Source organism: Pseudoteredinibacter isoporae (assembly GCF_040372805.1).
In the GTDB taxonomy this organism is placed as follows: domain Bacteria; phylum Pseudomonadota; class Gammaproteobacteria; order Pseudomonadales; family Cellvibrionaceae; genus Pseudoteredinibacter; species Pseudoteredinibacter isoporae_A.
Genome location: NZ_BAABWJ010000001.1, coordinates 1,343,242 through 1,360,026 on the forward strand (window position 1 = coordinate 1,343,242; position 16,785 = coordinate 1,360,026).

At 50.9% G+C, this 16,785-nt stretch carries 14 protein-coding genes; 9 read left to right on the plus strand and 5 right to left on the minus strand.

Features of this window, described 5'->3' with window-relative positions; genetic code table 11:
* The first annotated feature begins 7 nt into the window (after positions 1–7).
* Genes nirD through cobA form a run of 3 tightly spaced genes read left to right on the plus strand, consistent with a single transcriptional unit; the run spans position 8 to position 3,875 of the window.
* Entirely contained in the window at positions 8–355 is a 348-nt protein-coding gene (gene nirD, locus ABWW03_RS05985) for a nitrite reductase small subunit NirD (protein ID WP_353406993.1), read from the plus strand.
* Positions 355–3,039, plus strand: a complete 2,685-nt coding sequence (locus ABWW03_RS05990; protein ID WP_353406994.1) for a nitrate reductase — start codon at positions 355–357, stop codon at positions 3,037–3,039. The genes nirD and ABWW03_RS05990 overlap by 1 nt, the downstream gene beginning before the upstream one ends.
* A 2-nt stretch (positions 3,040–3,041) precedes the next feature.
* Positions 3,042–3,875 (plus strand): uroporphyrinogen-III C-methyltransferase, encoded by an 834-nt coding sequence (gene cobA / locus ABWW03_RS05995; protein WP_353406995.1) that lies wholly within the window; start codon positions 3,042–3,044, stop codon positions 3,873–3,875.
* A gap of 64 nt (positions 3,876–3,939) precedes the next feature.
* On the opposite strand, the gene hslU is transcribed toward cobA, so the two are convergent.
* The 4 genes from hslU to ABWW03_RS06015 all read right to left on the minus strand — a co-directional run bounded on the left by hslU (position 3,940) and on the right by ABWW03_RS06015 (position 8,874).
* Complete coding sequence (gene hslU, locus ABWW03_RS06000; RefSeq protein WP_353406996.1) at positions 3,940–5,259, minus strand: ATP-dependent protease ATPase subunit HslU; 1,320 nt, start codon at positions 5,257–5,259, stop codon at positions 3,940–3,942.
* A gap of 8 nt (positions 5,260–5,267) precedes the next feature.
* Entirely contained in the window at positions 5,268–5,807 is a 540-nt protein-coding gene (hslV, locus tag ABWW03_RS06005; protein ID WP_353406997.1) for an ATP-dependent protease subunit HslV, read from the minus strand.
* Positions 5,808–5,996: 189 nt separating this feature from the next.
* On the minus strand, positions 5,997–6,611 hold the full coding sequence (locus tag ABWW03_RS06010) for an SPOR domain-containing protein (RefSeq protein ID WP_353406998.1): 615 nt from the start codon (positions 6,609–6,611) through the stop codon (positions 5,997–5,999).
* A gap of 64 nt (positions 6,612–6,675) precedes the next feature.
* Complete coding sequence (locus tag ABWW03_RS06015) at positions 6,676–8,874, minus strand: primosomal protein N' (RefSeq protein ID WP_353406999.1); 2,199 nt, start codon at positions 8,872–8,874, stop codon at positions 6,676–6,678.
* A 267-nt stretch (positions 8,875–9,141) separates the two neighbouring features.
* Here ABWW03_RS06015 and rpmE point away from each other — a divergent pair, with 267 nt between their 5' ends.
* Positions 9,142–9,354 carry a 50S ribosomal protein L31 gene (rpmE, locus tag ABWW03_RS06020; RefSeq protein WP_166853099.1) on the plus strand — a complete coding sequence of 71 codons (213 nt, stop codon included), beginning with the start codon at positions 9,142–9,144 and terminating at the stop codon, positions 9,352–9,354.
* A gap of 434 nt (positions 9,355–9,788) precedes the next feature.
* Positions 9,789–11,054, plus strand: a complete 1,266-nt coding sequence (locus ABWW03_RS06025; RefSeq protein WP_353407000.1) for a malic enzyme-like NAD(P)-binding protein — start codon at positions 9,789–9,791, stop codon at positions 11,052–11,054.
* A 141-nt stretch (positions 11,055–11,195) separates the two neighbouring features.
* On the opposite strand, the gene ABWW03_RS06030 is transcribed toward ABWW03_RS06025, so the two are convergent.
* On the minus strand, positions 11,196–13,853 hold the full coding sequence (locus ABWW03_RS06030) for a penicillin-binding protein 1A (protein WP_353407001.1): 2,658 nt from the start codon (positions 13,851–13,853) through the stop codon (positions 11,196–11,198).
* A gap of 155 nt (positions 13,854–14,008) precedes the next feature.
* Between ABWW03_RS06030 and ABWW03_RS06035 the strand changes: the two genes are divergently transcribed.
* From ABWW03_RS06035 to ABWW03_RS06050, 4 genes are read left to right on the plus strand one after another with little or no spacing between them, the layout of a single operon-like run.
* Entirely contained in the window at positions 14,009–15,076 is a 1,068-nt protein-coding gene (locus ABWW03_RS06035) for a pilus assembly protein PilM (RefSeq protein ID WP_353407133.1), read from the plus strand.
* Positions 15,076–15,645 (plus strand): PilN domain-containing protein, encoded by a 570-nt coding sequence (locus ABWW03_RS06040; protein WP_353407002.1) that lies wholly within the window; start codon positions 15,076–15,078, stop codon positions 15,643–15,645. Before ABWW03_RS06035 ends, ABWW03_RS06040 begins: the two co-directional genes overlap by 1 nt.
* On the plus strand, positions 15,645–16,256 hold the full coding sequence (locus ABWW03_RS06045; RefSeq protein ID WP_353407003.1) for a type 4a pilus biogenesis protein PilO: 612 nt from the start codon (positions 15,645–15,647) through the stop codon (positions 16,254–16,256). The genes ABWW03_RS06040 and ABWW03_RS06045 overlap by 1 nt, the downstream gene beginning before the upstream one ends.
* A 2-nt stretch (positions 16,257–16,258) precedes the next feature.
* Positions 16,259–16,780 carry a pilus assembly protein PilP gene (locus ABWW03_RS06050; RefSeq protein ID WP_353407006.1) on the plus strand — a complete coding sequence of 174 codons (522 nt, stop codon included), beginning with the start codon at positions 16,259–16,261 and terminating at the stop codon, positions 16,778–16,780.
* Positions 16,781–16,785 lie beyond the last annotated feature (5 nt).

Sequence of the window (16,785 nt, forward strand, 5' to 3'; positions counted from 1 at the left end):
AGGCACTATGGGCATGAAACAATGGACTCACCTCTGTAAAACAAGTGATCTCGTTAAAGACTCGGGTGTGTGTGCTTTAATGGAGAACACACAGATTGCGCTGTTTTATCTCAGTCGCCCGAAGCCGCAGGTGTACGCGATTGATAATTTTGACCCAATTGGTAAGGCCAATGTGATGAGTCGGGGCATCGTTGGTTCACTGAACGATGAGCCCGTTGTGGCTTCTCCTTTGTATAAGCAACATTTTTCCCTAATTGATGGACAATGCCTGGAGGACGAGGGCCGTCAAATTGCTGTGTATCCCGCACGTATCCAGGGAGGTGACGTGCAACTGTCCATGGCGATAGCGGAATAATGATTCTCGCTAAGGACACTACTTCGAAGGGGCTGGCGTTCAGTGCTCAGAGTGTTTGCGCATACTGTGGTGTTGGTTGTGGCGTAGAGGTCGAGATGGAGAGCGGTCAGCCAACACACATTCAAGGGACGGAAGATCATCCGGCGAACTATGGTCGGCTCTGTGTGAAGGGCCAGCACCTGTTGGATACGATTGGTCATGAAGATCGCCTGCTGTACCCAGAAATCAATCATCAGCGGGCCACTTGGACAGAGGCCGTGAATAAGGCGGCGAGTGGCTTGGCGGATATTATTGCCGAACATGGTCCAGATGCAGTGGCCTTTTATGTCTCCGGCCAGCTTCTCACAGAAGACTATTATCTCGCGAATAAATTGATGAAAGGTTATATCGGTTCCGCCAACATCGATACCAATTCCCGTCTGTGTATGTCTTCAGCGGTGGCCGCTTATAAGCGTGCATTTGGGGAGGATGTTGTTCCCTGTGATTATCAAGATTTAGAGCAAACGGATTTGCTCATTTTGATTGGTTCCAATGCTGCTTGGACACATCCAGTGCTGTATCAGAGGATGGAGCGCGCCAAGCGTTTGAATCCTCACATGAAAGTTGTTCTGATCGACCCGAGACGAACGGCCAGCGCCGAATTGGCGGACTTATTTCTTCAGATTAAGCCAGGCAGTGATGCGGCACTCTACAATGGCCTGTTAAATTATCTGGCCCAAAACGGTGGGCTCGACCAGTCTTTTCTGGAACACCATGTTGAGAATTACGCCGCTGCTATTGAGGCTTGCGAAGACTGGAGTTTGCGGCGCACTGCAGAGTTTTGCGATGTGTCCGAGCAAGAGCTTGAGCAGTTCTTTCATTGGTTTTTGATCAATAAGCGAGTTGTCAGTTTTTATTCCATGGGGATTAATCAGTCTTCCTCAGGTGTGGATAAATGCCAGGCGATCATTAATGCTCACTTGGCTTCGGGGAAAATCCTCCGGCCGGGTTGCGGTCCGTTTTCCATTACCGGCCAACCGAATGCGATGGGTGGTCGGGAAGTGGGTGGCTTGTCGAATCAACTCACGGCCCATATGGAATTGCACATTCCCGAACATCGTAATCACGTGCAAGAATTTTGGCAGTCCCCCACGATGGCGAGTAAGCCGGGAAAGATGGCGGTTGAACTGTTTTCTGAATTGGCCTCGGGTAGGATAAAGGCCGTTTGGATCATGGCAACAAATCCGCTGGTGAGTCTTCCAGATCGCCCTGAAGTGATAAAAGCCTTGGAAAACTGTGAATTGGTCATAGTGTCCGAGTGTGTCAATAAGAGCGACACTTTAGCGTTTGCCGACATAAAATTCCCAGCCAGTGCCTGGCTTGAAAAAAACGGTACGGTAACCAATTCAGAGCGCCGCATTTCAAGACAGCGAGGTTTGATTCCGGCTCCGGCCGAAGCCAAGGCTGATTGGGAAATCATTGCCGATGTCGCTCAGGCTATGGGCTTTTCGGGTTTTCATTATCAGCATCCAGCCGAGATTTTTGATGAATGGACGAAGCTAACGACCTATGAAAATCATGGGCAGCGCCAGTTGGATCTTGGGCAGCTCAGCAATCTGAGTATCAGCGAATACAACTCCCTACAGCCTCAACAGTGGCCTCTTCCTGACAAAAAGGCATCTGGGCGTCCCTTTGAGGGAATGCGTTTCAGCACCGCGTCGGGGAAGGCGAAAATGTTTGCGATCGAGCCGAGATTGCCTGTGCACATGGCTGACCGTTCCTTTCCTTACGTAATGAACTCAGGGCGCTTGAGGGATCAATGGCACACCATGAGTCGAACGGGGCGATCCGCGAATTTAAATGGGCACATAGATAGGCCATGTGTTTATATCAATTCTAAAGATGCAAAAGTGTTGGGGGTCCAAGCGGGAGGGTTAATTAAGGCATCTTCTCGAGTGTCTGATGTGGTGGCCTTTGCTGAAATAAGTGATGATGTTGTTCAAGGGCAGTGTTTCATGCCTATTCATTGGTCGGAACAATTTGCGTCTTCAGCGAATGTCAGCAACCTCTACCCGGGTATTGTTGATCCGATATCGGGCCAGCCTGAGTCCAAGCAAACTGTAGTCAACCTTGAAGCGCTACATAGTGAGCGATATATACAGCTCTATTCAAAAACGGAGTTGAGCTTGCGAGAAGGTTTTTGGGTCAAGAGCCGGGGGCACGAAGGCTTTCATTATCTGCTGGCCTTTCCTGATCAGGAGGTGAACTGCCAAGAGTATTTGAAGATTATCAGTGGTGTTCATGGCGAGTGGTTATCTTACTCCCATGGTGTCGCTGAAAATATGATGTGTTTGAGGGAAGGAAAGGTCGAATTTTTGGCTTTCGTTCGGGATCAACCTGTGAATGTCAGTAGAGAGTGGTTGGATTACATTTTTGCTCAAGCGCCTCTGGGGTTTTCTGATATTCAATGCGTATTACGTGGCCAGGCTGGCAACGCTTTTGAGCTTGGACCCAAGATCTGCAGTTGTTTCAATGTGCACCAAAAAACCATTGTGGACGAAATCGAATCTGGAGCGGGCTCCGTTTCGGAATTGGGGGAACGTCTGCGTTGCGGTCGTAACTGTGGTTCCTGCAAGCCGGAGTTGGCCAGTTTGATTAAACAGCACAGTACAAACAATGTCTCAATTTTGGGCGAGAGCGCATAATAATGAATACCTTATCTAAACCGACGAATCATGCTCATTCTGCTCTAAAAACAGAGGGTGGAAAGGTGTACTTTGTGGGTTCGGGGTGCGGCGATCCGGAATTGTTGAGCCTGAAAGCCCATCGTTTATTGCAGAGTGCTGATGTGATTTTGTTTGATGCTTTGGTTGATAAGACCTTGCACGATTATTTTCCACGGCGAGCTGAGACGATTTATGTCGGTAAGCGTTGTTCAGAACACAGTATGAGCCAAACGGATATTGGTGAATTGATGGTGAGCAAAGCACGCCTGGGAGCGACGGTAATTCGACTGAAGGGCGGTGACCCAAGTATTTTCGCGCGCCTCGCGGAAGAAACGGATTTATTAAGCCGACACAATATTCCTTTTGCCGTTGTACCTGGCGTGACGGCGGCCAGTGGTTGCTCGGCGTATTCCGGTATTCCTCTCACGCATAGAGATTGTGCTCAGTCGGTTAAATTCGTCACGGCCTATCAGCAGGCAGGAGGTGCGGATATAGATTGGAAACATTTGGCCTGTGAGTCAGGTACCTTGGTGTTTTACATGGGACTTTCAAAAATCACATATATTGCTCATCAGTTAATGGCCTATGGTATGGATTGCGACACCGCGATAGCCGTGGTCGACAAGGGCAGTTTGTCTGATCAATGTGTGTTGATCAGTCAGCTGCGCAGCCTTGAAACGGATTTGTTGACGGTCGAGTTGTCAGGCCCGGCAATGATTATTGTCGGAGAGGTCGTGAATAGGCGAGCCAGTATTTCGCTCGAATTGTTGGCTGAACCTTGTGCGGATATGTGGGCCTTACTCAGCTTTGGATGACATTCTGCCAATAAAAAGGCCAGAGTAAACTCTGGCCTTTTTGCGGGGAAGAGATTTGCCTTGCTTATAGAATAAAGCGACTCAGATCTTCATCCTGTGCCAGTTCACCTAAAGCATTGCTGACGTAGTTGGCGTCAATGGTAATCGGGCCCTTGCTGTCACTGGCGTCGAAGGAAATTTCCTCTAATAAACGTTCAAGCACAGTGTGTAACCTGCGGGCACCAATATTTTCAGTGCGTTCATTGACGTCGAATGCCGTCTCGGCAATTTTTCGTATACCGTCGTCGGTGAAATTAAGTTCCAGACCTTCTGTTTCCAGCAGAGCTTTTTGTTGCTCGGTGAGGGAGGCATTCGGTTCTACCAAGATACGTTCAAAATCCGATGCACTGAGAGCTTCCAGCTCCACGCGGATAGGTAAACGCCCCTGCAATTCGGGAATCAGGTCCGAAGGTTTCGCCAGGTGAAATGCGCCTGATGCCACAAACAAAATATGATCAGTTTTGATCATGCCGTGTTTGGTGCTGACGGTGCAGCCTTCAATGAGTGGCAGCAAGTCACGCTGAACACCCTCGCGGGAAACATCACCGCCGGCGTTTTCCTGCCGTTTGGCCACTTTGTCGATTTCATCGATGAACACAATGCCGTTTTGTTCCGCTGCTGCAATGGCTTTGGCTTTAACATCTTCTTCGTTGATAAGCTTGGCAGCTTCCTCGTCTTGAAGCTGTTTCATAGCCTGTTTAACGGTGAGTTTGGTTTTTTGGGTTTTGCCAGTGTTCATGGACGAAAACATATTTTGCAATTGGCTGGTCATGTCTTCCATGCCCGGAGGTGCCATGATTTCTACACCGACAGGCGTGGTCGCCAATTCCAGTTCAATTTCTTTATCGTCCAGTTCACCTTCGCGTAGTTTTTTGCGAAAAATCTGACGTGTGCCGCTTTCAGCTTTTTCGCTCAAATCTTCACCACGGGCCGGAGGCAGGAGAGCATCCAGAATGCGTTCTTCGGCTGCATCGTAGGCTCGATGTTCAACTTTGGCTTTTTCTTGCTCGCGATACATTTTGATCGACATATCGACGAGGTCACGCACAATGGATTCAACGTCACGACCAACATAGCCGACCTCAGTAAATTTGGTCGCTTCAACTTTAATGAACGGTGCATTCGCGAGTTTTGCCAGACGGCGAGCAATTTCAGTTTTGCCGACACCGGTTGGGCCGATCATCAAAATATTTTTCGGAGTGATTTCATTGCGCAGCTCTTCGTCCAGCTGCATACGGCGCCAACGGTTGCGCAGGGCAATGGCGACGGCTCGTTTGGCATCTTTCTGACCGATGATGTGTTTGTCCAGCTCGTGAACAATTTCTCTAGGTGTCATATTGGACATGGTCTTACTCAGTATTCCAGTTCTTCAATAGTGTGGTTCTGATTGGTGTACACGCAAATGTCGCCGGCAATTTTCAAACCTTGCTTGACGATATCGATGGCTTCCATCTCGGTGTTATCCAGTAATGCGCGAGCAGCAGATTGAGCAAATGGCCCGCCGGAGCCAATGGCAATCAAGTCGTCTTCGGGTTGGATGACGTCGCCATTGCCGGTAATAATCAATGAAGCCTCTTCATTCGCGACGGCGAGTAGGGCTTCGAGTTTTCGCAGTGCGCGATCCGATCGCCAGTCCTTCGCCAGCTCCACAGCGGCGCGAACCAATTGGCCATTGTGGGCTTCCAGCTTGGCTTCAAAGCGTTCAAACAGGGTAAAGGCATCTGCGGTGCCACCGGCAAAACCGGCCAGCACTTTGCCGCCATGCAAACGGCGAACCTTTCGGGCATTGCCTTTCATGACGGTATTGCCCATTGATACTTGCCCGTCGCCGCCAATGACGACTTTGCCATTGCGACGAGCGGATAGAATAGTTGTGCCTCGATATTGTTCCACGGGACGTCCTTTCTAAAGGGTACGGAATGCCAAACGGAAATTGGCGATTACCCATTTAAGTATGGGCAATACGCAGGCTTTTCAAGCATTTCCGGTTGGGAGATATGCAAAGGACTGTAAACGTGCAGGGCTTGCAACTGAGCAGGGAAGGCGGGGCACCCCCAATGTGGGTGCCCGAGTTGAACCGTTCTAGCGAGCCTCACGCTCAATGACCAGGGTTTCTATCCCCTTGCTGATCAATTTGCCGCGGGTGTTGGCCAATTTGGACTTACTGGCATAGGGGCCCACCAAGACGCGATGCCAGATACTGCCGTTTCTAACTTTGACCTTTTCAACCTGGCTGTCGAAGCCAGACAAGGCCAATTCTGCATGCAAGCGGTCAGCATCATTGGGGCTGCGGAATGAGCCAACCTGCAGCAGGTATTCCATGTCTTTTTGTTCGCGTAGGCCTCCGCCATCATACGCGTCGGCGGATTTTTCCACGACCACTTCGGATTCTTTCAGAAGTTCGTAAAAATCAAAGCGTGGCTGGGGAACCGGTTTTTCTGCGGCCGCCTGAGTTTTCTTACTTTGGGGTTTTTGTGGACTGCTGTCCTGGGGGACCGGAATCACGCCGCTGAGAAAAATCAGGAACGTTGCCAGGCTGCCGAGCAGGCCGCCGCTTAAAAACCATAACCAGCCACTGGCGCTGCGGGTCTGGGTTTTCTTGTTGCTGGTACGGCGCTTGTTGCCCTTGTTGCTGGTACTGCGAGTACTATTCCGGGCGGTACTGCTGCGCTTCTTTTTGGCGAAATCCTGACTCATGGGGTCCTTGCTTGTTAATCCTTGATGGCGAATGGTTGACTACAGACTGGGAAAGCTGGCCATTCTACATCATGTCCAATGGATCGACATCAAGTGAGCAGCGAATGTTGTGGGGCATTTTACTTTGCTCCAGATATTGTCCAACCAGTTGTAACAGATGCTGCATATGGCGCCGGGTTTCGCAGTTAAACTGGAGTTGAAAACGAAACATTTGCTTGCGCTTTTCCATGGGGGCGGCAAACGGCCCGAGATATACTCGTTCGGGGCTTGGCGGAGCGTACTGCTCAAGCCACTGACGCAGACCTTGTAGGTAAGCTTCGGCCTGGAAGCCATCTTTGCTGTCGCAATGCAGTAGGGCCAGCTGTCGGTAGGGAGGCATATGGGCGAGTTGGCGCTCGCGCAGGATTTGGCGAGCAAATAGGTGGTAGCCTTGTTCAAGCAGAGTCTCAAGCAGCGGGTGATCTTTGTTGTGGCTTTGAATGATGACTCGGCCCGGCTTTTCGGCCCGGCCCGCGCGCCCGGCGACCTGGGTGATCAGTTGCCCCATGCGTTCTGGCCCACGAAAGTCTCCACTGAACAGGCCGCCATCGGCATCGACGATAACCACTAAAGTGACGTTTGGGAAATGATGCCCTTTGGCCAGCATTTGCGTGCCCAGAAGAATGCAGGGTTGGCCCTGATCGACTTCATGCAGTAACTCGTGCATAGCCTGCTTTTTGCGGGTGCTATCGCGATCAATTCGAATAATTTGAGTTTCAGGGAAGTATTCTTGCAAAGTTTCTTCGCTGCGTTGAGTGCCGTAGCCTTGGCCAATCAGTTCACGACTGAAGCAATCCGGGCATTGTGAGGGTAGGGCCATGCTGGCCTCACAGTGATGGCAACGCAATTGCCTTTGGGCCTTGTGCAGAGTCATGCGTGCGCTGCAGTGGCGGCACTCCGCAACCCAGCCGCAGTTATGGCAGAGCAGGCTGGGGGCAAAGCCTCGGCGGTTCAGGAAAACCAGAACTTGATTGCCGGCTCCTAAGGTCTGGCCAATGGCGTCCAAGCTGTGTTGGCTGAGACCACCAATCAGTGTTTGTTGTTTGATATCGTCGACACTGATCGCCGGTGGTCGTGCGGCACCGGCCCTGCGGGTCAGCCGCAAATGGTGATAGCGTCCTTGAATCGCATTGTGCAGGCTCTCCAGGCTCGGTGTTGCAGTGCCCAATACGATAGGGATGCCCGCTTTCTGGGCACGAAAGATGGCCAGATCGCGGCCTGAGTAACGTACGCCGTCCTGCTGTTTGAACGATAAATCATGTTCTTCATCAATGATAATGATGCCCGGCTTGTACAGGGGAGTGAACACGGAGGAGCGGGTGCCGATAATGATTCCGGCCTGGCCGGATTTGGCCATACTCCAGGCCTGTAGCCGCTCTCTATCGTTCAAGCCTGAGTGGATGGCGACTACCGGGCAGCGGAAGCGATTCTGAAAACGGCCAAGTGTCTGCGGTGTCAGGCCAATCTCAGGGATCATCACCAGGGCCTGCTTGCCCTGTCGCAACACCTCGGCGATGGCCTGAAGATAGACTTCGGTCTTGCCACTGCCTGTGGTGCCTTCCAGTAAATAGCAGGCAAACTCGCGGTATCGCAATTGATCCAGAGCGGCGCTCTGTTCTTCATTAAGCTCGAGAGGAGGTTGCTTTTGCTGTTCTTCGGCCGCAATGCTCGGCAGTTGCTCGCTTTGCCAAAACAGCAGGCCTTTTTCCTGCATGGCTTTAACGACAGTACTGCTGATGCAGAGACGTTTTAAGTCTGTTTTATCGAGCTTTCCTTCTTCCTGAAGGGCGGCCAGGAGGGCCGCTTGCTTACGTGCTTTGCTCAGTCCGCCTGAAGGTAATCCGAGACCTTCCTGGGTGAGTTTCAGGTATTCCTGTTGCGGCGAACTGACCGTTTCGCCATTACGCAGGAGCTTGGGTAATGCTGTGCTGTAGGTCTCTCCAATGGGGCATTGATAGTAGCGACTGCAGAAATTCAGGAGCTGGCGGATATCTTCTGGGACCAAACTGTTCTCATCCAGGAGGTCTCCGGCGGGTTTGAGTGTGTGCAGATCCTGATCGCTGTCCGTGGACTGTTCGATCACGATCCCGATCAGCTCGCGTTTCCCGAAGGGCACCCGCACACGAGCGCCAATAGGGTATTCGCGCTTATCTTCACCGATATAGTCAAACAGACGGCGAAGCGGCACGGGAAGGGCGAGTCGAATAATGGTCTTTGGAGGCATAGTTTGATACTGATTAATGGAGGCACATTATAAGTACCAGTGACGACTGAATACCAATCGGATTCGAAGTGTGGATTGTTGGCGAGAGCAGGCCAGTATTCTTGGCTTCTACCCATGGGGTGTAATTTTGCTTGCGTTCTCGCTTTGTTCTGTTAGTATGCGCCGTCTATTTTTTGGCCGCTGCGGCTGGCCCAAAAGCGCTTTATACCGTTTCCGTGCTTGGCAATGATCGAGTGGCGGGGACAAGATTAATTAATGAGGCACACTATGAAAGCTGATATCCATCCGAATTACGGTGAGATTACTGCGACTTGTTCTTGCGGTAATACCATCAAGACTGGCTCCACCTTGGGCAAAGATCTGCACTTGGACGTATGTTCAGAGTGTCACCCTTTCTACACTGGTAAGCAGAAAGTTGTTGATACCGGTGGTCGTATCGATCGCTTCAAGAAGCGTTTCGGCAGCCGCATCAAGAAGTAATTCTTGCTGGTCCTTCACCGGACTTCTTAACGCCGGTGGTCAAAAAGCCCTTCGCGAAAATTCGCCAAGGGCTTTTTTGTGTCCGCTTGTTCAACCTCTTACCTGTAAGCTTTCCTCGTATTGCCGTCGCTTAAACCCCGGCTATTTATCGGTGAGACGAATATTGGTTATTGTCCGTTCAAATAATGCGGCATTTAGGCCAATTTAGCCTAGCTATAAGGCGATTTGATGGAAACAATGGTCGCTAACACCGTGATTGTGGTTACAATTGTTATTGATGGCTGTATATGCTGGGAGTATGCTTCCCAGACCTGTCTAAAAAGCCGTCAGAGCTTCGCGGGAAATAATTACAATATTCTGCACAAGTGAGTGGATGCGGTATCGCATTTGCCCGGCTTTGTGCAATCACAAACAAAGCAATAGTGGTTGGGACCATGTCAAACGATTTGAAAAAAGCGGCGCTTGATTATCACGCCTTCCCCCGTCCCGGAAAGCTCAGTATCGAGTTGAGTACGTCGGCGGAAACCCAAGAAGATCTTTCCTTAGCCTACAGCCCTGGAGTGGCTGAGCCTGTTCGCGAAATTGCAAAAGACGCAGAGAACGCGTTCAAGTACACCCTGAAAGGCAATCTGGTTGCGGTCATTACCGATGGCAGTGCTATTTTGGGCCTGGGTAATCTGGGCCCCTTAGCGAGTAAGCCGGTGATGGAAGGCAAGAGTCTTTTGTTCAAGCGTTTTGCTGGAATTGATTCTGTCGATGTTGAAGTGGATGCCGAATCCCCCGAAGCTTTTATCGATACGGTTGAACGTATTGCCAACACCTACGGCGGTATTAATCTGGAAGACATTAAGGCCCCAGAGTGCTTTGTCATTGAAAAGGCTCTGATCGAACGATGCCAGGTGCCGATTTTCCACGATGATCAACACGGTACGGCCATTGTAACGGTTGCGGGGATGATGAACGCTCTGGAAATTCAGGGCAAAACCATTTCTTCTGCGAAAATTGTTTGCTTGGGAGCTGGTGCTGCTGCCCAGGCTTGTTGCAAGCTCATGATCAGCGCAGGTGCGCAACCTGAAAATATCACTATGCTGGACAGTAAGGGTGTGATTTACGCCGGGCGTGATCATTTGAATGAGTATAAAGAAGCGTTTGCGCATGAAACCGATGCACGTACTCTGGACGATGCAATTAATGGTGCGGATGCTTTCCTGGGAGTGTCGGGGCCTAACTTACTTTCTGAAAGTCAGCTGAAATCTATGGCGGACCGTCCGGTTGTGTTTGCTTGCTCAAACCCAGATCCGGAGATCGATCCCAAAGTCGCCAATGAAGCTCGCGCAGATTTAATCATGGCAACCGGCCGTTCGGATTACCCGAATCAGGTGAACAATGTGCTTTGTTTCCCCTTTCTGTTTCGCGGTACTTTGGATGTGCGTGCAAAAGCCATTAACGAAGAAATGAAGTTGGCGGCTGTTGAGGCCATTCGTGAGTTGGCCAAACAACCTGTGCCGGCTGAGGTTTGCGCGGCATACGGCGGTGCCGATTTAAGTTTTGGTACCGAGTACATTTTGCCGAAGCCAACCGATGAGCGCCTTTTGGGTGCGGTTGCGTCAGCGGTCGCGCAGGCGGCAGTAGATACTGGCGTCGCACGCCTGCCGTACCCGAATCATTACCCGTTGCGTTCGGCGGCGGATATCAAATAGGGTCGAGTTCGCATCGAGATCTGCGGCAGTGAACCGGCCGGATGATCAAGCATAAAAAAAGCAGCCTTCAAGGCTGCTTTTTTTATGCTCAGGCAAACATTGCCAGGAAAGTGTTGGGCCAAGAACCGGGCCTCGGATGCGTTAAAAGAGTTCCTCGGGCAGAGCTTCTTCGCTGTCACTGGTGCCAATACTTTCATTGCTCAACAACTCTGGCGCATTTTCCAAACGGAAGCTTTCATAGATTGCGCCGATGGTGTTGATGTTCGCCCTTTCTCCGGTTTTAGGGTCGATGCGAACGGTAATGATACCCTCAGGCTGGGGGCGTTTATTTTCCGGCACGTCTTGAAGTGCGGTGCGCATATAATCTATCCAGATTGGCAGGGCGGCTGAGCCACCGTATTCCCGTCGACCGAGCATCAGGTTTTGATCGAAACCGAGCCAGGTCGTTACCACCAGGTTGCGGTTGTAACCTGAGAACCAGGCGTCCCGAGGACCGTTGGTGGTGCCGGTCTTTCCGGCGAGATCATTGCGGCCCAGAGACTTTGCAGCAGTTCCGGTGCCTTTTCGAATGACATCTTGCAACATGGAATTGATCAGATAAGCGACCTGTGGGCTCAATACTCGTTCGGCGGGATTGGTGGGTGGCACGAATGCGGGTTCGTTGTTTTCCTCATTGTTGGGGGATTCGGTTCCCGCTTCCTGATTCAGCGCCGCGAGCTCAGAGGCGAGTTCAGAGGCAAATTCGGCATTAAGTCCGCTGTCCGTTTGCGGCGCTTCGGCAGGAACGCTTTCTGTGTTGGTGCTGTCGTCATTGAGTTGACTGGCCACTTGATGGTTTTCTGCATTCGGCAGGGGTGTGGGCTCATCGAGCAAAAGGCTCTCAGCGTCGTCGCCACCGGTCGTCAGTGTTTCACAGCGCGGGCAGGCGGTGGCTGGATTGGCTTCGTAAATAGCGTCTCCATTTACATCCAGAATACTACTGAGCAAGTACGGTTCGACTTTGAATCCGCCATTCGCGAAGACGGCGTAGCCGGTAACAATTTCTAAGGGGGTCAGGGCATAGCTGCCTAATGCCAGGGAAAGGTCTTTGGGGAGTAGGGCTGGCTCGAAGCCAAAGCGATCCATGCCCTTGATGGCATTGTTAATCCCTATGTTGCGTAGTACCCGAATAGAAACCAAGTTCCTTGAGCGGTACAAGGCTTGGCGCAAGCGTGTGGGACCATAAAATTTCCCACCATCGTTTTCTGGACGCCAGGTGCTTTCCAGATTGGCGTCTTCGAATACGATCGGCGCATCGTTAATAATACTGGCAGGAGTCAGTCCTTGTTCAAGTGCGGTTGTGTATACAAAGGGTTTGAAGTTAGAACCTGGCTGACGTTTGGCTTGGGTCACGCGATTAAAGTGACTTTGCGCAAAGTCGAAACCGCCAACCATTGAGATAATGGCGCCATCTTGAGGGTTCAAAGCGACCAGTGCGGCTTGTGCTTTGGGTACCTGACTGAAGGCCCAGTTACCCGCGTCGTTTTGTTGGAGCCGAATAACGTCGCCAACGGTAACGATGTCGCTGGCAAGCTTGGGGCGAGCGCCACGAGCGTTTTCGGTTTTGAACGGGCGGGCTTGACGTAGGCCCTGTTCCCAGTCGATATCAACAAGATCGCCATTGGAAAGCAGGGTGCGAATTTGCTGCTCAAAGACCTGAACAACGACGGCAGGCTCGAGCCCGCCGAATTCGCTCAGGTTTCCTAGGGCGCTCTGCCAGGCGGCGAGATCGAGATTGTTGAAATCTGTAACGTCATTGACATTGGGGTCAATGAAACTGGCCGGCCAGTGCTGTTCGGGACCGCGATAGCCTTTACGTTTGTCATAGGCGAGCAGCCCATCGATGACAGCGCCCTGGGCGCGTCGCTGCAATTGACTGTCAATGGTGGTGTAGACCTTGAGGCCATCTGTGTAAGCGCCGGGGCCGTAGATGTCCATGGCTTCACGGCGGGCCATTTCGGCGACATAGGGGGCATGATAGTCCACTTTAATGCCGTGCACGCTGGCGGTGACCGGTTCATTAATAGTGGCGTCATAGAGGTTTTGGTCGATATAACCCAGGGACAGCATGCGCCCTAGGATCCAATTTCGACGGATGAGTGCACGTTCTGGGTTGGCAATTGGGTTGAATGTGGAAGGTGCTTTAGGTAGGCCTGCAATCATTGCTAATTGAGCTAAACTTAATTCACTCAAGGGTTTACCATAGTAAACCTCAGCTGCAGCATTAATTCCGTACGAACGGTTGCCCAGAAAGATGACATTGACGTAGAGTTCGAGGATTTCGTCCTTGCTTAGCTCGCGCTCGATTTGCAGGGCCAGCAGGATCTCATTGAACTTGCGAGCAAAGGTCTGTTGGCGAGTCAGAAAGAAATTGCGTGCGACCTGCATGGTGATAGTGCTGCCACCCGACTGAATATGGCCGGAGCTGACTATCTGGGACGCGGCGCGCAGCAGGCCCCGGATAGATACGCCGTTGTGAGAGTAGAACTGATCGTCTTCGGCTGCCAGCAAGGCTTTAGTATAGAGCTCAGGAATATCCTGATGCTGAATGGGGGTGCGGCGTTTTTCGCCGAATTCGCCAATGAGCAGGCCGTCGCGTGAATAAACCCGCAGTGGTGTTTGTAGTTTTACGTGCCGAAGACTCTCAACTGAGGGCAGTTTAGGGCTCAAGTACAGGTAAAAGGCAGCCAGTCCTGCAATAATGGCACCGCCGCCGCAAACGGCGAGCCAAAAGGTAAGGCGGAATAGAGAATTTCGCATGTGTTTAGTTCTTAAACGGTAATAGTCGGCAATTTGCCAATAAAGGTGCATTATAAGTGCTTTTTAAGGCATTACCTATGACAAAGGTTGTTGCAGCACACAGTTCAAGTGCTATAACATGATTATCTCATAAGTCACGGATATTGATTGAAAAAATGGGCATTCTGGGATTCTTGGAGTCCAAGGCCAAGCCACTCATTGGTCTGGATATAAGCTCCACCGCTGTAAAATTGCTGGAATTCAGCCGGCAAGGTGACAGCTTTCGGGTGGAAAGCTATGCGGTGAAAGCCCTGCCGCCGGGCTCGGTGGTGGAAAAAAACATCAATGATCCGGACGCTGTTGCTGATGCCGTTCGTGCGGTGGTGCAGCAATCCAAAAGTAAGGAGAAGCTGGCAGCGGTTGCCGTGGCCGGTTCTGCTGTTATCACCAAAGTCATCGAAATGCCTTCAGGGCTGTCAGAGGATGCGCTGGAAACCCAGATATCGCTCGAAGCCGATCAGTACATTCCTTATCCTCTGGAAGAAGTCTCCATTGATTTTGAGGTGCAGGGGCCGTCGGCCAATAACCCTGATCAAATGGAAGTCCTATTGGCCGCTTGTCGCCGAGAGAATGTGGATTTACGGGTGGATGTGCTGGAAAAAGCAGATTTAACTGCCAAGGTGGTCGATGTCGAAGCCTATACCATGGAGCGAGCCTTTGCTCTGATTTCAGAGCAACTGGAGCAGCAAGAAGGGCAGGTTGTTGCGGTAGTCGATATCGGTGCAACCATGACCACGCTGAGTGTTCTGGTGGATGGTAAGACGGTTTATACCCGTGAGCAGCTGTTCGGTGGAAAGCAACAGACCGAAGAAATTCAGCGCCGCTATGGCTTGTCCGCCGAAGAAGCTGGGCTGGCCAAGAAGCAGGGTGGCTTACCGGATGATTATGAATCTGAGGTGCTTGAGCCCTTTAAAGATGCGGTAGTTCAGCAAGTGACCCGTTCGTTGCAATTCTTTTTCTCTTCCAGTCAATACAATGATGTTGATCTGATCGTGTTGGCCGGAGGGGTCTCTGCCCTAGAAGGGTTGGGTGAACTGATTGAAGAGAAAATCGGCACCATGACTATGGTTGCGAACCCTTTTGCCAATATGTCGGTATCGCCGAGAGTGAATGCTACCGCCCTGGCCAATGATGCACCTGCACTGATGATTGCAGCAGGTTTGGCGATGAGGGAGTACGAATAATGGCCAATATTAACTTATTACCCTGGCGCGACGAATATCGTGCCCGTCGCAAGCAAGAGTATTTAACCATCTTGATGGCCGTCGTGTTGTTAGCGGCGGCTTTGGCGTATTTGTGGGTCTCTTCTGCGCAGGCTGATATTGATTCACAAGTGCAGCGCAACGCTCTACTTCAGGACGAAATAACGATTTTGGATAGTAAGGTTTCTGAGATCAAGGAACTGAAAAAGCGACGCTCCGAGCTGCTGGAGCGGATGCGTGTTATTCAGGAATTGCAAGGCTTGCGTCCGGTCATTGTGCGTGCCTTTGACGAGTTTGTGCGTATGGTCCCCGATGGTATCTACGTCAAATCCATGGAGCGTAATGGTGATGTCATCAGTATGGAAGGCGTGACAGAATCCAATAATCGGGTATCCACTTTTATGCGAAATCTTGAAGCTTCAGCCTGGTTTCAGGATCCGAATTTGAACTCGGTGACGGCGAAACCCGAATTGGGTGATCAAGCCAGTGAGTTCAGCATGAGCGTCAGGGCTGCGGTACCCAAAACTGAAGAATCGGAGGGCGGGAAGTAATGTCTGGTGTGTCCGATTTTATGGAGCAGGTGCAAGGTTTTGACCTTGCTGAGCTCGACTTTGAACGGATTGGTGTCTGGCCATTGGCTGGCCGTCTATTGGTAGCGCTGATCTGCATAGCGATCGTGTTTGGTGTTACATATTATGTGTTTATCGGTGATTTGAAGATTGAATTGGAAAATCAAATTTCTGAGGAAGCGACCTTAAAAACAAACTTTGAACGAAAAGCTTTCGAGTCAGCGAATTTGGTTGCTTATCGCAAGCAGATGAAGGAAATGGAAGACTCTTTTGGTGCATTGTTAAAGCAGTTGCCGAGCGATACCGAAGTGCCTGGTCTGCTGGAAGATATTGATGAAAAGGGCAGCGAGAGTGGGTTGGCCATTTCCAAAATTGAACTTCAAGAAGAAAAATCCGAAGAGTTTTATGTGGAATTGCCGATCTCAATTACAGTGCATGGTGGCTACCATGATTTGGGTGGCTTTGTGAGTGGTGTGGCTGGCATGCCTCGAATAGTAACCCTTCACAACTACGACATTGAAAGCGGCGAGCGTGGCGAATTGACAATGAATATTATTGCCAAGACCTATCGCTATAAGAGTCAGGACGATTAAGCATGATGCGATATATTGTTTTAGTCACGGCTTTCTTTGTAATGGGTGGGTGTTCCTTTGAAGAGCAGCACCAGGATTTGCGTGATTATATTGAAGAGACTAAGCGTCGCCCGCGAGGTCGGATTGAACCTCTACCTGAGTTTCGCCCCTACAAGGCATTCAGCTATGCTGCCATTAAGCTGCGCAGCCCTTTCGAGCCGTTGAAGGAAGAGCAAAAGCAGGAATTTGTCGGGCAGTCTGTGGGTGTTGAGCCGGACTTGAATCGCGAAAAAGAGTACCTGGAAGGCTTCAGCCTCATTGAGTTGGAGATGGTCGGGACAATTGAAAAAGACGGTGTTTTGTGGGGGCTGGTTTCTGATGGCCAGGGCGGTGTTCACAGAGTGTCTACAGGTAACTACGTTGGCAAAAATCATGGTCGGGTTATTAACACCAGCCATGGCCAGTTAGATATTGTTGAAATTATTCCAGATAACTTGGGTGGTTGGGTTGAGCGCCCCCGAGTTCTCAAACTAGAGGAAGAATAAGGAAT

Excerpts from the sequence above, each read along its gene's own strand:
- ABWW03_RS06025 (WP_353407000.1), top strand. The coding sequence starts at position 9,789 with ATGTCAAACGATTTGAAAAAAGCGGCGCTTGATTATCACGCCTTCCCC.
- ABWW03_RS06050 (WP_353407006.1), top strand. The coding sequence starts at position 16,259 with ATGATGCGATATATTGTTTTAGTCACGGCTTTCTTTGTAATGGGTGGG.
- cobA (WP_353406995.1), top strand. The coding sequence starts at position 3,042 with ATGAATACCTTATCTAAACCGACGAATCATGCTCATTCTGCTCTAAAA.
- ABWW03_RS06045 (WP_353407003.1), top strand. The coding sequence starts at position 15,645 with ATGTCTGGTGTGTCCGATTTTATGGAGCAGGTGCAAGGTTTTGACCTT.
- ABWW03_RS05990 (WP_353406994.1), top strand. The coding sequence starts at position 355 with ATGATTCTCGCTAAGGACACTACTTCGAAGGGGCTGGCGTTCAGTGCT.
- nirD (WP_353406993.1), top strand. The coding sequence starts at position 8 with ATGGGCATGAAACAATGGACTCACCTCTGTAAAACAAGTGATCTCGTT.
- ABWW03_RS06040 (WP_353407002.1), top strand. The coding sequence starts at position 15,076 with ATGGCCAATATTAACTTATTACCCTGGCGCGACGAATATCGTGCCCGT.
- ABWW03_RS06010 (WP_353406998.1), bottom strand. The coding sequence starts at position 6,611 with ATGAGTCAGGATTTCGCCAAAAAGAAGCGCAGCAGTACCGCCCGGAAT.
- rpmE (WP_166853099.1), top strand. The coding sequence starts at position 9,142 with ATGAAAGCTGATATCCATCCGAATTACGGTGAGATTACTGCGACTTGT.
- ABWW03_RS06030 (WP_353407001.1), bottom strand. The coding sequence starts at position 13,853 with ATGCGAAATTCTCTATTCCGCCTTACCTTTTGGCTCGCCGTTTGCGGC.
- ABWW03_RS06015 (WP_353406999.1), bottom strand. The coding sequence starts at position 8,874 with ATGCCTCCAAAGACCATTATTCGACTCGCCCTTCCCGTGCCGCTTCGC.
- ABWW03_RS06035 (WP_353407133.1), top strand. The coding sequence starts at position 14,009 with ATGGGCATTCTGGGATTCTTGGAGTCCAAGGCCAAGCCACTCATTGGT.
- hslU (WP_353406996.1), bottom strand. The coding sequence starts at position 5,259 with ATGTCCAATATGACACCTAGAGAAATTGTTCACGAGCTGGACAAACAC.